The following is a 15549-nucleotide window of genomic DNA, read 5'->3' as shown; positions in this document are numbered from 1 at the left end:
CTGGGCCTCACACTGGGTCTAGAAAGGACGGGACATGACGGTGAAGTTTACTCAGGCGTTGATTGATAAGGCGGTCACTCAGCATGATCGTGGCAGGATTCTCTATGACAGCGAGCTTGCGGGCCTGCGGCTCGTCATCGGCAAGAAGACGGCAACCTACAAGCTGGTCACCAGCATAAATGATGGAAGCAAGAGACACGTGTCGCTAACAGTCGGCAGGTCTAATCTGCTGACGCTCAGAGCGGCTCGTGACCATGCCCGAGAGCTGAAGCTCAAGCTGCAGAGGGGCGAGGACCCGAGGCGACCAAAGGATGAATTTCCGACAGTCCGTGAGGCTCTCGATGACTATCTAAAAGCACCGAACCTCTCGAAGCGCACCGTGGAGTTCTATGGCGGCGCGGGCGAGCGTCTTGGGTCGCTATTGAAGGTGCCAGTCGACAAGGTCACACCGCAACTTTGCGCTGACCTGCACACGAAGCTCACCAATAGATGTGGTCCATCTGCAGCAAATGGATCGCTTCGTACATTGAAGGCGGTCCTCAATCATCAAGCCAGGACACTGGACCTGCCGCCTAACCCGGTGACGCGTGGCGTTCGCATGAATCCCGAGCGGCCTAGAGATTGGTCGATCGCGCCCGAGGACATGCCGGCGATGTGGGAGAAGCTGGAAGCGATCGACGATCCGATCATGCAGGCGCTGTGGACGACGCTTCTTTTCACAGGGCTCAGAAGCGCTGATGGCAGATCGATCAAATGGGAACACATCGATGATGATGGCGTGCTGACCGTGCCGAACCCCAAGGGCGGTGAGCATCGCGCCTTTAAGCTCCCCATCGCCGACTTTGCACTCGAGCGGATCAGGGCGCTGCCACGCTTTAATGAATACGTGTTCTATTCGCCCGCAGCGGAGAAGGGATATGTCCAACAGCTCAGACGGCGAACTGGCTTTCCGTATTCACCGCACCAGATGCGACACACCTTCAGGACGATGGCGTTCGAGGCGGGCGTCGACTTTCAGACGATTGTTGTCCTGATGAACCACTCGTCGCCGCACGTCTCGTTCAACTATGTGACGCGTGCAAACCTGCTGGGGCCGATGCGAGATGCGATCGAGCGGATCGAGGAGAGCATCGTTAAGTATCGAGCATCTTACTCAACAGTCTCATCCAGATCTGACACTTGATCGACTTCAGGCAAGCGGTTCGTGCGCAACAGCTCACACATCTGATCTCTCGAAAGCTGCGAGACTACCTCGCCGACCGCGCCATCCCCCAGAAGGCTACCAGCGAGAATCGACTTTCGCTCCAAAGCGGTAATGATGGCATCCTCGATCGTGTCCGCGGCCAGCAGTCGCGTGTAAGTGACCGGTTGCGTTTGCCCAATTCGATGATTTCGATCTTGGCTCTGAGCGTAATGATCGTATCGCCAAGACAGAGACTCATACACCGTGTGGCTCGCAGCGGTCAGTGTGAAACCAGTACCCGCAGCCGCTGGGTTAGCGATCAGAACTCTCAACTCTTCGCCCTCCTGAAACTCTCGGGCGATGTCTTGGCGAACGTCATTCGGGGTCCCACCGTAAATCGCTGCCGCGCCAAAGCGTTGAAAGCGCTCCAGCATAACCTCAATCGAACGAATGTAGTTCGACCACAAAATCACTTTCCTGCCCTGGACTGACATAATTTCGGCGAGGATGTTATCCAGCGCGAGGAACTTTGCTGGGTCGCGCTCCAGCTCGGGAAACAGAAGCTGAGGGTTAGTGGCAATTTGCACTAGCCTGGTGAGCTGGCTCAATGCCGTACTTGCAAACGCAGTGTACTGTTCGCCGGTCATCGCTTCGATTTCACAGACCATCTGATGACGCATGTCATCGTACAGCGTCCGCTGCCACGGCTCCAGTTCGATACGCACGTCCACAAACGATTTATCCGGAAGGTCGAGGCACTGTTCTTTGGTGCGCCTCAGAATAAGCTCATCCACCACCGAACGGATTCGGGGATCATCGGGACGGGAATCCAGCGTTGCCGAAAACGACTCGACCGTCCCCAGCGGGTTTCGACCAGGGCGAATAATCCCTATCTGCGTATGCAGGTCCGTCGCGGTGTTCGTCACAGGGGTGCCGGAAAGCAGCCATCGATAAAGAGCGTATGGCGCGAATTCCTGGGCCGCAATCGACGTTTGCGAAGACTGGTTTTTGGTCGCGTGAGACTCATCCAGAACGAGCACGCTGCGACGGCGCTGCAATAATGCAAGGATCGCGGTGACCTCTGAGCGCGAAGTTTCATAGCTGGTGACGATCACGCGAGCATCCGGTTGGTGGAAGATTGCGCGCCGCCGTTTCGGAGAGCCTTCTGCGATCGCAACCGTCAACTGTGGTGCAAATTTCTCGATCTCCGCCTTCCAATTGCGCTTCAAAGAATTCGGACACACTACCAGCATTTGCTCCACCTTGTTGCGAAATAGCAAAGTAGAAAACGCGTCTATGGCCACAAGGGTTTTGCCCAGACCTTGCTCGAACGCGAGCAGGCCGCCAGACTGGCCCGTTAGGAATTCTGCCCCTTCCTCCTGATGATGAAGCAACTTGTACGTCACGTGCTAGGTCCTCCGTGTTTCGACACGAGCCCATCGAAGTATTCGTATGCATCGCGAAACTCTGCGATATCCGAGGCCGAAAGGTCCAGCACATCAGCTCTACTCGCTTTGTTTAGCGTTCTCGCGGCCTTTTTAAGGGCCAAGCGATACGGATGAACTCCGTCGTGCACCTGGTCTTCAATCAGATCGATCGTTTGCTGGAGAGAGGCGACATCTTCATCGTCGAATTCTCCATCGCCGCGATCGATTGCCCGCTTTACCGCTTGAGTGATCCCCGCAATCCTGGCCTTCGGTCCGCTATTTTGATCTTGCACTTGTCTCGCTAGCTTGTTGGCAATGTGCTCCTCGCCGGAAGTCAGTTGCTGCCAGCTATCTGGGTCGTCATGAAACTCCTTCAAGAAACGCGCATCTCGGTATTCTTTGAAAACGTTGTTTCGCACCATGTCGAAGACTTCGCCTCGAAGATCGTCGAACGCCGAATTGCCATAGTCCCTTATCTGCGGACCAATCCCCCGCGCCTTGCTAATCTCTTCGAGGACACTGAACTTGTCGGCGGCGAGCCGTTGCGCATTTGGATGATCATCGATGTGCTCAATAAACTTTCGCGCAAATTCATACGCGCTTTTGAGCCGAGCCACCCAAGTTTCTGATCTCCCCATATTCTCTGCCAACTGAGCTTGGTTCATCAACGGCGGGCTACCAGGTGATCCGACAACCGTATCGTAGACAAACCCAGCTTCGATGTACCGACCCCAAGACCGCACACCACTGCCGCGCACGTGAATGCCGGCCAGCAAAATCGCGACGTCCTTTTCTCCAAACTCTGGCGGGAGGACTTTGGCAACAACGGTCCGATAAACGCCTTCGTTCTTGCCGCTTTTGTACTTGCGGTCGAGCTCTCTGAGGATTGTCACGCGGGTCGCGCCCTCAAGAACCAGGTATTTTCCAGTTTTCGTTCGCTGGACATAGATCGGCGTCATCTGCCCGATCTCGTTGATCGATTTCTTCAGTTGATCATATCCGGGGGTTCGCCTCAGAGCCTGTTCCAATTCGAGTTCATTGGAAACGGCTTCGGTGACGGTGGTTTGAAGTCGTGGGTTGTCAGACCACAGAGCCACATCGTCATTCACGTTGAGCTCCAGTTCGCGAAGCTCCCAGTCTTTGTTTCCAATCTTCTCCAAGTGGACCCGGTCAGGCTTACCTGGGAGGCTTTCGAGCGTAGTAGGCGCGTCAGTTGCAGCAGTCATTTTTTTATCTTTCCTATCTTGCCTGCGCAAGACTGCGCAAGATCATGCAAGCGCTTCAAGCACACCGTTTCCGCAAAGTCAAGCGGCCTCCGCGAATTGGCTGATAAAAATGTTTACGAATCTGCCGTATCGATTCATAAGAGAACCAATAGCGAACTTATGGATGACGATGGTCACGCTCACTACCCACCTGGCGACCGTCCGATCGCCCGCAGGAAAAACCTGCGTTGATCTGTTTTCTGGCGCTGGCGGATTTGCTGTCGGTTATCGGCAAGCTGGCTGGAGCGTCGTTGCTGCAAACGATCTAGACTCCGCTGCAGGAGCTACATTTCGCCATAACTTCCCCGAATCCGTGTTCTTCGAAGGCGCAATTTCCTCACTCTCGGTAGAAGCGATTCTCTCATCATGCGACCTGAAGCCTGGCGATTTGGACTGCCTGATTGGGGGACCTCCCTGCCAATCGTTCAGCTATAACAACCACAAGCGAACAGCAGACGACGAAAGAGCAGGTCTCTTTAGAGATTATCTGCGCATCGTCGAGGGCCTGCACCCGAAGACAATTATGATGGAGAACGTCCCAGGGATCCTCACCATCGGAAGTGGTGCAGTAATAGATGAGATCCGAGCGTGTCTCGGAAATCTCGGATACGATGTAGACGCGCGAGTTTTGGCGGCCGAACTGTACGGTGTGCCGCAAGCACGCCGTCGAGTATTTGTTGCAGCGACCCGAATTGGTAAGGCGTCGGACCTACTGCCGAATCCTACCCACTGGTTGAACCGCTTGTGCACCGATCGTGCAGGTCGACCAATCGACAGGCCGACCGGAGATCTCGAGCGGATTCCAACTGTTTGGCAAGCCATCAGCGACTTGCCGGAGTTGCGAAACGGTGAGGGGGACCACTGTTCGACGTACGGTGGCAAACAAGCCACGACGAAGTTTCAGCGCGAGATCCGAAATGGCTCGAAGAAACTGCTCAATCACGTTTGCAGCAAACTCGGAACTGTGAACCTGGAAAGAATGGCGCATATCCCAGAAGGAGGAAATTGGCGGAATATTCCGCGAGAGCTTCTCCCCGCTGGGATGCAACGCGCTAAACTCACGGATCACACCAAACGGTACGGGCGTCTTGAACGTTCAGGATTAGCCTCGACACTTCTGACGAAGTGCGATCCGCATTGGGGTGCCTATATTCATCCAACTCAGGATCGAACGATCTCCGTCCGCGAGGCTGCGCGCATTCAAGGATTTCCAGACACCTTTCATTTCAGCGGTAACCAGATCAGTTATCATTTTGAGCAGATCGGCAACGCTGTTCCTGTTCAACTCGCGAAGGCAATCGCCCTCAGCGTGGGCGAGCACATTACCGACGCTGCGCGGGTTAATGAACGCAGCGCTGCGTGAACACCGACGACAACGGACACTTATCTCAAACAGTTTGCGCGAAATTGGCCGCCAGCCTTGCGGCTGACGGCCTTGGTCGGGGGAGGAGACGTCCCCATCCGGCGAGGACCGGATCTCGTTACTCGGTGACGGCCTCGGCGAGCAGCTCTGGGTTCTCGGCGCCAACGCGGTGGTAGGCGTCGTAGAAGTCTATTCCATCCTTCTCCGCTCGCGACTTTGCAAGCGTCTCCAAACGCTCGTTCGCTTCGCCCGACTTGCGGATGGGCGCGCCCGCTGAGGCCGCCTTCCGCATCGCCGCGAGCGTCGCACCCGGATCCTTGACGTTTCCGAACTGGTCGCGCTCAGCGCCGTCCAGCACACTCTCGGCGGTAGGTCCGCCGTTCAAAGATTTCTGCATTCCGTTTTCCTTTCCTTCTAAGATAGTCAGCGCCTCCGTGCGCGCCGCTTCCACGAAATCGTCTCGGACTTCGCCGCCCGACCTGAGCTTGTCGGCGATGGCATCGAGCTTCACGATGGCATCGATCACGTCGTCGGTCGGTTGCAGCCAGTCGAGGCGCTTTCGGAGCTCGCCGAGATCGGCGGCCGTTATCAGTTCCTGAGTGTCGTTGGCGACGCGGAGCATTGCGTTTGCGGTGTCGACAATACGCATGAGACTTCGACCGAGAGGAGTTTCCATGGCCGCGTTCTGAGCGTCGCGGCGCGTAGCACCTGTGACCTCAACCAGAGAATCCTCGATGTCTCGGATACGCGCGGTCGCGGTTTCTACCAAGCGCTGCATCATCTGACGGACGTTTGCGTCCTGTTTGGCCAGGACGGCAGAAGCCGCGATCGTCGTGAGCTCTTTCGCCTGCTCTCGGCTCTTGAGAATGAGTTGATCGCTCGCCTGCGCCACGAGTTCCCTGAGTTGGTCGAACTGGTCATCTCGTTTCATGATGTCGATCCTCGCTGGTGTCTGTGCCGGTCGGTCCACGGCGGAGACCTCGCTAAGGCGGAACTTCTCCATGCGGCGCCGACGGCCCTGTCTGTGTCTGTCATTGGTCAAGTGGGTTCTCCGATCCGAGAGTTTCGCTGAGGGTGCGCCACTTGCTCGGACCTCCGGGCATACGGATCAATCCCAACCTGGCGCTGAACGATCGGGCACCGTGCCACATGGCAGCGACGAGCATAAACTTCCGCGCATTGACATCGCGGCGCCGACCTCCGTGGCGGACGATTATGGCGCTCTGTTCTTCGATCGCGACGAACGATTCCTCCAGGGCGCCGATCGCCGCGTCCATTCTGGTGGCAGCATCGGCGAGCGCGCGCTCGGCCGCTTCGCGAGCGAGCATCGACTTCTTGGCGCGATCAGCTTCAGCGGCTTTCTCCGCTTCGGCAATCGCCTTTCGCTCGGCTTCGGCCTCGAGCGCCTTTAGCTGCTCATCGAGCGCTGCGTCTTCATTTGCTTTCAGGTCCCTGCGCAGCGCCGTCCGGCGTTCTCGCATGGGCGCCTTGTTACGTATTGCCTCGATGGCGTTGGCGAACATGCGATGCCTCCATGGTTTGCGTTCGTTTCGCCCGTGTGGGCGTAGGCGCTCAACAAGCCGCGAAAGCGGGCACCGCGTAAACCCGCGTGACGGTTCAAAGGGCGTACAATTTAGGGAGGATCTCGCGGTCCCGCTTGCGTCGTTCGCTGCGGAGGCGAGACGCCTGGTCTAGGTTCGAGCGCTGACTGCGCACAAATGCGAAGCGGGCCTCACACTCGTGCACGATGTTGAGCTTGTGGACCAGCGCTGCCATCACGGGCTCGGTCTGCCGGAGCTCCCTCATCGAACCGCAGCGCGATGCGGCCTCGAGAACTTCTTCCACGCTGAATTGCGACCTGGCGCGAAAACCGGTCAGCGGCATGTCTCGCCAGCGGCGGACGTCGTCCGGATGGAGGGCGCGCGAGACACGCAGGTCGAGGTCCTCGAGTCGATGAGCGCCGACGCGGTACAGTACCTCTGTCTTGTTCATGCAGATGCGAACGGCAGTCGCTAGCGGTAATCTGTTTCTCATGAGCGATTGGATGCCGCGCGCGAGCACTTCTCAAAACCAGCGTTTCGGAGGGCTGACGTGCGCCGCTGAGAGCACGTTCAGAAGAGGAAAACCGGTGCGTTAATCATGTAACCTACTGACGCCTGGACGATCGCGCTCCGTCGCAAACAATAGTATCTTGAGGGGTTGACCGCTGGTATATTGGGGTGGCTCGAACTGAGGGTTTGCAGACCTGGAGCACCTGCACATCCTCAAAGCGAGCGGCCGATCTGCGACAACAGACCGGCCAAGTGCATAACCCAACGACGTGTGGAGAACACCGCGCGTCCCAACAGAGAGGAAGCATGATGTGCTCCGAACATATGGCGGATAAACCGCCCCGTAAGCCAGTCTTTTTCACGGCTGCGCAAATGGCCGAGATACTCGGCATCAAACTCCATTCGCTCAGGATGTACCGGTCCCAGCGACCCGATCGACTTCCGCCCCACGTCAAACACGGTCAGCGCCTCGCGTTTGGGCTTGAAGAGCTCCGTATGTGGGCAAAGGAGCGGAGACCCTTCGACTTCGATGCGATCATCGCAAGAGCGGAGGCGCTCCGATGAACAGAGAAATCAAAGCGCTAAAGGCGCTAGATGCGGCCGCACGAAAAGCTGAACTCGAACCGGCGTATGTGCTGCTCAAGTCTGAAAGAGGGGCCTGTCAAAAACGCTGGCAAGAAAGACGTCCAAGCCTCAATGAGTGCGTCGCCTGGATCGGACGCGGCAACCACGTCGGCATCCAGCCAGGCTCAATGGGCGCCGTGGTGTTTGATTCCGACGGCGGATCGGGACCGGAGGCAATCGCCGATTGGGCCGCTCAGCGTGACGCGCTCATCTGCCTGACACCATCCACCAGCGGAAACCCGAAAAAGGGACACGCCTGGTGCCGCGTCGAGGACTACTCGAACGCAGAGGGCGAAGCCACGCACATCAAGAACGGCAAGTGGGCGTGCTCAGCGCCGTTCGATGAATCGGAAGGCGAGATCAGAGGTTGGTCTGCGCAGGTCAGGCTCACATTTAAATCTATGGAGATGCTCACCAAGGCGCTCGTTTCCAATCGCTTCAGCGAGGGAGAGATGCTGCTGGCCGAAGACGTTCGCTCCCTCTACTCGTCCAAGGCACAGACCGCAGATCGGGAATTCTGTTCAAGCGAAGGCGTCGAGCTGACCGGAGCAAACCTGCCCGCTGATGTTGCGGATCGCTTGATGGACCCTGAGCGCGCCGCGCGCTTTGAAGAGCTTTTCGCTATCGCGGGTCGGCTCAAGGGCGAGAGGTTCTCGTTCGATACCGTGCTCGACGTGATCGCTCCCTACGTGCGCGCATGGCCCCCGCAGGACGGTAAGTTCGACGGCGCAGAGATGCATCGTCACCTCGCCGAGGCCTGGCGAAAGCTGCCCGCTGTCAGCGATCCCGCAGATGACTTTGAAGACGATCTCGAAGACCTGGTCGAGATATCTGCGCCAGAGCGAAAGAGTAAGCCACGCTTCCTAGACTACTTCGATCTCAGCGAGATGAAGGATCCAGAATGGTTGGTGGAGGGCATGATCCCGGTCGGCTCGCTCGGGTCCATCTTAGGTGAGTCGCAGACATACAAGACGTTCTTCGCGCTGCGCATCGGTCTCGCGCTCGCGGTTGGTGCCGATCCATTCGAAGGCCACGGGCCTAACGAGCGACTGCCGACCCAGCTCTTCTTCATAGCCGGCGAGGGCGCTGAGACTCTGAAGCACCGCGTAACCGCCGCGCTTGAAGACCTCAATGTATCGCCCAGCAAAGATGGTTCGGACGGCAACTGGGAGGGCTCGCCGCCGATCTGCTTTCAGCCGATGCCGACCGCGATCAACGACCCAAAGGAGTTCGAGAAGCTTCAGAAGGCGATAGCGGCAGCGCGTCTGCCGGACCACCGCGTGCTCCTGATCGTGGACACGCTGTCTCAGAACTTCAGCGGCGACGAGAACTCGACCAGCGATATGCGTGGGTTCGTCCGCAATCTCGATCAGCTCAAGCGATCGCTGCGCGCCCCCGTAGGCGACGGCAAAGAGGAGGATGCCACCGTAGTGTTCATCCACCATCTCGGCAAAGACAGATCGAAGGGCGCCAGGGGGTCTTCTCTTCTGCTGGCAGACGTCGATTTCCAGATTACCCTGTCTCGCGCGAAGAACGCCTTGGCGTCTGAAGTCACGGTGACGAAGCAGAAGGCGGCCGCTATCGGGCCAGTCGGTATTCTGCAGATGCGTCAGACCGCCGGTATGGGTATGGACGCTACATTGGTTTGCGAGCCAATGCTCGTGCCCAATCGTCCGGATCCAGGGCCGGCTCTCGATCGCCAAGCCTGGATCGTTGAAGTTTACCAGCCTGGCATTCGCAGAACCGAATTGATCAATCAAATGGCTGATGAGTTCGGCATTTCACCCAGCACGGCAGGGCGCGCCGTCAGCAAGTTCTTAAGAGACTATCGAGAGCTCTCCGTCGAAACCGGTCCAAACAACAGCAAGATCATCAAGGGAGAACTGCTCCTGGAAGAGCTCGAATAGGCGATCTGGTTGGTCATGGCGTGAACAACCGGTTTGTCGCTCCGGTTGGTCGCGACAAACCCAATAAAAACAAGGCTTAGTCGTATGCGGGAAGTCACGCGACCAACCGGTTGGTCGTCTAGTCGCGCGCTTATATAAAGCGCGACGACGACTAACCAGGTCAGACTTTGCAATCTCGTGGAGATTAGCCCCTTAAGTTGAACCGCCTGCAAGCGCATACGATGCGGGGGTTCGGAAGGCCTTTTAGCGCGTAAACTCAGTCGATGTGGCCGAGAGGCCTGAACTCAAAAACTTTCTGGAGATCAGCATGAGGCAGCATGGCCCGCCCGCCGTTCTGGCCGACGAGCAAAACGAAGATCAGTTCTTCCAGGCTATCGAAGATAATGACGGCAATCTATCTGCCGCAGCGCGAGACGTGGGTCTCAGCCGCGCCGCAATCTACAAGAGGATGCGCCGTCTGCCAGAGTTCGGGCTGCGCGTTGACGCTGCCCAGCGATCTGCACGGCGGCGCAGATCCTCTTCTCTGCATTCGAAAGCGCAGGATCACCTGCAGAGCCTTCTAGACCATTCTCGCCATCCGCTGGTGGACGATAACGGAGAACCTGTTCTGGATGAAAATTTCGAGCAGGTCATGGTCTCGACGCTATCGGTGAAGTCGATCGTGGACGTGCTCAAGGAGACCCGCCAGGCCGTCGAGGGCGAAGCGCCGCTGGTGGCGCTGCAGGTCAACGAAGGCCGCAACGATGATCGAACAACATTCGTTATGGGCGAGCAGAGATCGACCGAGGAGCTCATGAGAGCCTACGGTATAGCTGAAGTGTCACCCGATAGCGCTGAGGCCACCGAGGAGGTCTGCGCTGCTCTCGATGGCCACACAATCGATGCTGAATTCGAGGAGATCGAACGTGACGAGGATTGAGATCGATAACGGCGACGGGACGCTTAGGGTTGATGACGTCTTGGTGCACGCTGTCCCAAGCGCAGAAGCGGTGGCATTCGTCGATCAGAGTGTGAAGGACGATGCACTGAGGTTTGCGGCGCGCATCGAGGACATGGAGCTGCTGGCTCGGATGGAGGCGTGCCCGGTGCTGTCCGACGATCCCGATGCGATCCGCGTGAACTTCGTGACGCCTGATCCTGAGTTAGAGGATTTATTGAAGCGCCTGGGCGATGACGCCTGGGATCCAGAGACGGGTCGAATGCGCGCCTTCATGTGCAGCTTGCCCCAGGTCGTCGATGGTAGGGTCTATGTGGGGTGCGGCCACTTCGACAGCGCCGCCGAGCAGCAGGCGACAATTGAGTTGCTGGCTCGGAGCGCGCTCACGACGGCGCAGAAGCGAAGGCTGATCAAGCGGGTCACAGACACGCCGATACGCCTCAACACCTGATTGTAAATCTGCTGCTCTTCGGCGCGGCGCTGATGTCGCAGCTGAGCCTGACGGTTGAGTTCGAGCGCGAGACCCAATGGAGACCTATTGGCCGTGTCATTGGGCCAAACTCGAATCCGAAAAGCCCGAAGGGCCCCTTCTGCGATTTGGCTCCCCGGCCAGTACGACGCTTTCCGCGTTTCCAAATCCGCCGAGCGTTCCAAAATTTCCCGCTGATTGGCGGGATGCCCTCGCAAATTTCTCTGAAATTTACGGCGAAATCTTCTGAAAGTCTGAACGAAATCTTAAGTGATTGCACGCAAAGTGCACAATGCACATTACGTGTTGTTATGTGCATTTGTTCAGATAAGGAGTAACACTATGAACGCGAAAACTAAGACCGATTCGAAGCCCGCAGTCATGATCGGCGTCTGTATCGACTGCGGAGGAATGCCTGTGATTCACGAGGTGACCGGCGGTGTCGACTTTGCAGAAGCTATCGCTTCTGCGAGCCCGCACCGCATCCCATCTGACGTCAGTGCGGCGGTGGGCTTTCTCGAAACCAACGGAAGGTACAGGGAACCTGGCTCCATCTACTCGTTCGACGACCTGTCCGGTACGGACGGCGTCGAGCCCTCGGGACCATGCCCAGAGGACCCGGGCGACGCGGACGCTGATCCAGCTGAGCGAGGCGACGGGTACCTAGTAAAGGCTTCCAAGCCAGGGTTAGACTTTCGGTTGGGTCACGGATCGACTGTCAGGGAGGCTATTGTGTGGTCCGTCCGCGATATCAGCAGCGAGTTGCACTATGGGAGCATCGGGCCTGCGGCCAAGTGCCTGTCCGGAGGTGCACCTTTTGAGCTTAAGTGTGGCACCGTCCTCGAGGTCGTTGAGATGCGCCCAAGACGCATCGTTATAGTGGAGCACAATGAGCTTGGCCTCGATTGCGTGCGCACCATCGCCGGGCAATCGCTGCCTCAGATAGTAGAGGAGCTTGAGTTCCGAGGCGATCACCGTTCCTGCCTCGCCGAATTGGAACGCGGTGAAACTTACCTCAAAACTGACGGGGCCTGCTCGACCGAGGTCTTTGAGATCGGTGCCGAGGACCTCGGTTTCGTAGAAACGCTGCGATCGTCGAGCTTGTCGGAACCAGTACACCGAAATGTCGTTGCGGCTTAGCCTCAAACGCTTTCAAGATCGGGGGAACCCCTTGCACTATAAGTGCAGGGGGCGCTACTTTTTGAGAGACCGAATCGCGGAGGAGCATCGTGGCCAATCGCATCAACATGACCCTGGACGACGACCTGTTCGAACTCGTCCAGATCGAGGCCGAGAAGCTAGCATGGAGCGAGGCGGCCGTGATCCGGTACATGCTCCGCCAGGCCTTCGACCTGCGTCGTGGCGGCATAGGCGATATGGCCCGTAAACTGATATCTGAGGGGCAGACGAACGCCGAGACACTGGCGGCCGTTAAGGCGGAGTTCCCCGATGCCGCGACGAGTGCCGAGTCTATCGCGTGGTACCGCAGCCAGATGCGCCGCGAGGGTCTGGATGTTTTGACCGATCGCGAGGCGCGGAACGCTCAGACGCGCAGCTCCTTTTTGGCGTCGACCCACTCCGCGATGTCTTCGGCGTCGTAGATCACCCTGCCGCCAATGCGCGCGAAGCGGGGGCCGTCGCCCGTGGCGCGCAGCCGTTCCATCGTGCTGGTCGACACGCGGCATCGCTCGGCGGCCTCATCGGATGTAAGGTATCTGCGGACCCGTGCCGTCAGCGCGGTCTCTATGGCGTCAAGCCTGGCTTCGATCGTCCGTTCCATCTCGCTAAGATAATGCTTGCGACGCAGCTCGTAATCCATCGAATGAGAGCCTCATCGAAAATGGAACATATTGATCCGAGTAATATTCGACACAAAGGCTCGTAATATGATTGCGATATTTCTTTCGATTCTATCGGCATTTTCGGCCGCATGGGGGAGGGTCGCTCCTACTTCTCCAAAAGCTCGTTCCATCATTTTTGTGTTAGTATCGAGAGCGGTATCAACGATGGGGGCGGCCCATTTCTTCGAAAGAAACGTGGGGTCTGGCTTCGGTAAAGCGATATAGAATTTCACGGTCTTCTTGATTCCTTTGCCTAGAAATTTTCCCACGGCCTCACCCGCGGCTTCGTTCCTTCGGCTTTTGAGAAGCGGAGACAAAAAGCGTTCGTCTTTTCCTCCGAAGAGCGAAACACCATAGGAGGATTCATAGGTGTCAGATACGAATGCACTCGAGATTCTCTCTGTTGTTCGGAAACTAATTCTATCACCGATTTCTCGCACGGTGGCGTCTTCTAATTGAACAGAACTGTCATCTTCCGAAAACGATTGAGTATAGAAACTCTCATCATATCGGCTTTCAATGACTGGAGTTTCATCTCTGAGTATTCTCTCAGACGTCCCGTTTTCAGAATGCTCTTTTGGGTGTGTCATGGATTACTCTAGTCCTGATAGGCCAAGACAATCTCTAGCACCACATCATGTACATTGGGCATGCTTTGTGTATCCGGTTGGTCAGACACATAACCAAGCAACTCGACTTTCCATTCCACCATGGGGTTGAGATTGCGTAGAGTTTTCGCACCCAAGAGCTCGACCGATTCTCTCGATGAATTTAGTGTAATATTGGGCAACAGAATAGCACCTGGTGAGTTCGGATCGTTTGGTGAATGCGTTAGCCTTATCTGAAATGGACCCGAACTACTTTCTTCGCTTACGACGAATGCAGTTACTGCGCGAATTCTTAGATTTTTCATGCCCGAAAAATGGGTTTCATCTATTTCGGGCCACCAAATTTTGCGGTTCGAAACAGGAAACTCTTCAGGTATTAGCGCACGCAACGAAATCGGAACTCGAGCTTCTTTATCTTTCTGAAGAAAAGAGTTTACTCTACTAATATGTTGCCGCACCCAAAGCAGACAGTTATCGTAGAACACATCGTTTTCTTTGTTAGTTGGTAGTTTATCCACCTCGTCCAACATCGACAGCATTCCTGTGCGAGCGGACTTCATGCGTTCAATTGCCTCGCCAAAATCGAAATGAATTCGCTTCTCGAGACCAAGCAGTCTTTTCTCGTAGTGTAGTGGTTTTGACCCAGATGTGGATCCTTCAATAATACTTGCGTTTCTGGCTCTTTCCGCAATTAGATTGTCTTTCGTGGCTTGACCTTTTCGATGTGCGTCATCTGCGGCGGTAAATGCCTGATCCAATCGCTTATTTTGCGTATCGAGCGCTTCAACTAAATTAGCCAATGAACTTTTGTGTTGGACAACCCAATCCATCCAAGTTCGCCATGCGCGTTGCTCTCCAGTTCTGGTCAGGTAGTCCTTCGCGTCAATTTCCGTGGAGCTAAAGCGCCCCTTCTTCCGGTTGAAGATCGCTGCCTCAGCGAGTTTTCTACCATTTAGCTTTAGATAATAGAGTGGCCATCCGCCCATGTTCGCCGGCTCCGCGATTGCTGCTTCATGGTCCCACTTCATGCGCAGCGTGAGGTACTTCTTTTTGTAATTTTTGAGTCTCGAAATTTGGTTTTTTATACTTGCTGTCGCCGACTTTTCGGCTTCCCATATTTTGTACAGTCGGCGATACTCATCTTCATACATTTTGTTTTTAAGTTCACTGTTGATAGTCTTGATCCGAGCCGCCGCGTGATTAACTCTCACGCGTTGTTCATAAGAGCTGGCGGCAAGTGCATCATATGTACCTCGATTAGCTAGAACACGATCCAACAAGTCTGCTGCTTCATCCAAATGAAACTCGAACTGGTTGGGGGATAGCGCAGGAGGTGACCGATCCCTGTCGCGTTCAAATGCATCCAAAGCTCCCCTAATCGGATCTTTGTTCTTTATCCTCGGAGTCTTTTCGTCACTGTGACTGTAACCGTCCGATCCGGGCTTCGGTAACGTGCGCCTTGGCGTCTCGCTTAAGATGGATTTCAGCTTTTCTTCGATTGCCGCAATTTCTTCTAGCTCACGATCGATCAACTGATCGTTTTGCGATTTATTGTACTTAGACATTCTCGTCCCCCCGCGCATAGATTTGATTGCACTATTGTTCATAGAATGGTGTTCATCAAGAAATATTCGATTCGAGCTTTTATTTGCGAACTTTATTGAGCCTCATTTGGGTCTAGAGGCAATTCTCAGGTCTTGGCCGTCACCTCCGGAATGGATAAGGTATTGTATCGGTTGCCTTTACCGCCGGTCGGTCCCGTAGCTCAGCAGGATAGAGCAACAGATTCCTAATCTGTAGGTCACGCGTTCGAATCGCGTCGGGATCGCCAATTGAGTGCGATAGGGTTAAGGCTGTGCTGGGTCTAAGTGAGA

The 15549-nt window shown here is 56.0% G+C and carries 15 protein-coding genes and 1 tRNA gene; 8 read left to right on the top strand and 8 right to left on the bottom strand.

Annotated elements, in window-relative coordinates; all coding sequences use genetic code 11:
* Positions 1-34 precede the first annotated feature (34 nt).
* Positions 35-1183, top strand: coding sequence for a tyrosine-type recombinase/integrase (locus MY069_RS07945; protein ID WP_482796538.1), 1149 nt, complete (start codon positions 35-37; stop codon positions 1181-1183).
* Here the strand turns inward: MY069_RS07945 and MY069_RS07940 are convergent.
* Both MY069_RS07940 and MY069_RS07935 read right to left on the bottom strand, forming a co-directional pair.
* Entirely contained in the window at positions 1150-2589 is a 1440-nt protein-coding gene (locus MY069_RS07940) for a DEAD/DEAH box helicase (RefSeq protein ID WP_482796537.1), read from the bottom strand. The two genes, MY069_RS07945 and MY069_RS07940, sit on opposite strands and share 34 nt — an antisense overlap.
* Positions 2586-3836, bottom strand: a complete 1251-nt coding sequence (locus MY069_RS07935; protein WP_482796536.1) for a hypothetical protein — start codon at positions 3834-3836, stop codon at positions 2586-2588. Before MY069_RS07935 ends, MY069_RS07940 begins: the two co-directional genes overlap by 4 nt.
* A 163-nt stretch (positions 3837-3999) precedes the next feature.
* Between MY069_RS07935 and MY069_RS07930 the strand changes: the two genes are divergently transcribed.
* Positions 4000-5238: a DNA cytosine methyltransferase gene (locus MY069_RS07930; RefSeq protein WP_482796535.1), complete on the top strand. Its 1239-nt coding sequence runs from the start codon at positions 4000-4002 to the stop codon at positions 5236-5238.
* A gap of 118 nt (positions 5239-5356) precedes the next feature.
* On the opposite strand, the gene MY069_RS07925 is transcribed toward MY069_RS07930, so the two are convergent.
* The 3 genes from MY069_RS07925 to MY069_RS07915 form a co-directional block, all read right to left on the bottom strand.
* On the bottom strand, positions 5357-6169 hold the full coding sequence (locus MY069_RS07925) for a hypothetical protein (protein WP_482796534.1): 813 nt from the start codon (positions 6167-6169) through the stop codon (positions 5357-5359).
* A 100-nt stretch (positions 6170-6269) separates the two neighbouring features.
* Positions 6270-6761 (bottom strand): hypothetical protein, encoded by a 492-nt coding sequence (locus MY069_RS07920; RefSeq protein ID WP_482796533.1) that lies wholly within the window; start codon positions 6759-6761, stop codon positions 6270-6272.
* A gap of 94 nt (positions 6762-6855) precedes the next feature.
* Entirely contained in the window at positions 6856-7230 is a 375-nt protein-coding gene (locus MY069_RS07915; protein WP_482796532.1) for a hypothetical protein, read from the bottom strand.
* 619 nt (positions 7231-7849) lie between these two features.
* Between MY069_RS07915 and MY069_RS07910 the strand changes: the two genes are divergently transcribed.
* The 5 genes from MY069_RS07910 to MY069_RS07890 all read left to right on the top strand — a co-directional run bounded on the left by MY069_RS07910 (position 7850) and on the right by MY069_RS07890 (position 12827).
* The gene (locus MY069_RS07910) at positions 7850-9820 is read left to right on the top strand and encodes an AAA family ATPase (protein ID WP_482796531.1); all 1971 of its coding nucleotides are present in this window, start codon (positions 7850-7852) and stop codon (positions 9818-9820) included.
* Between the two features lie 307 nt (positions 9821-10127).
* A complete protein-coding gene (locus MY069_RS07905; RefSeq protein ID WP_482796530.1) occupies positions 10128-10739 on the top strand; it encodes a helix-turn-helix domain-containing protein in 612 nt (203 codons plus the stop codon).
* A complete protein-coding gene (locus MY069_RS07900) occupies positions 10726-11208 on the top strand; it encodes a hypothetical protein (protein ID WP_482796529.1) in 483 nt (160 codons plus the stop codon). Before MY069_RS07905 ends, MY069_RS07900 begins: the two co-directional genes overlap by 14 nt.
* A 360-nt stretch (positions 11209-11568) precedes the next feature.
* Positions 11569-12366, top strand: coding sequence for a hypothetical protein (locus tag MY069_RS07895; protein ID WP_482796528.1), 798 nt, complete (start codon positions 11569-11571; stop codon positions 12364-12366).
* Positions 12367-12455: 89 nt separating this feature from the next.
* Entirely contained in the window at positions 12456-12827 is a 372-nt protein-coding gene (locus tag MY069_RS07890) for a hypothetical protein (RefSeq protein WP_482796527.1), read from the top strand.
* Here the strand turns inward: MY069_RS07890 and MY069_RS07885 are convergent.
* The 3 genes from MY069_RS07885 to MY069_RS07875 are packed head-to-tail and all read right to left on the bottom strand — an operon-like array spanning position 12770 to position 15240.
* The gene (locus MY069_RS07885) at positions 12770-13045 is read right to left on the bottom strand and encodes a helix-turn-helix transcriptional regulator (RefSeq protein WP_482796526.1); all 276 of its coding nucleotides are present in this window, start codon (positions 13043-13045) and stop codon (positions 12770-12772) included. The two genes, MY069_RS07890 and MY069_RS07885, sit on opposite strands and share 58 nt — an antisense overlap.
* 12 nt (positions 13046-13057) lie before the next feature.
* A complete protein-coding gene (locus MY069_RS07880) occupies positions 13058-13657 on the bottom strand; it encodes a hypothetical protein (protein WP_482796525.1) in 600 nt (199 codons plus the stop codon).
* An 8-nt stretch (positions 13658-13665) separates the two neighbouring features.
* Positions 13666-15240: a hypothetical protein gene (locus MY069_RS07875; RefSeq protein ID WP_482796524.1), complete on the bottom strand. Its 1575-nt coding sequence runs from the start codon at positions 15238-15240 to the stop codon at positions 13666-13668.
* A gap of 189 nt (positions 15241-15429) precedes the next feature.
* On the opposite strand from MY069_RS07875, the gene MY069_RS07870 reads away from it, so the two are divergent.
* A tRNA-Arg gene (locus MY069_RS07870) sits at positions 15430-15506 on the top strand.
* Positions 15507-15549 lie beyond the last annotated feature (43 nt).

It is taken from the genome of Hyphomonas sp. ske169 (assembly GCF_056850855.1).
This window is presented reverse-complemented; position numbering and strand designations above follow the sequence as displayed.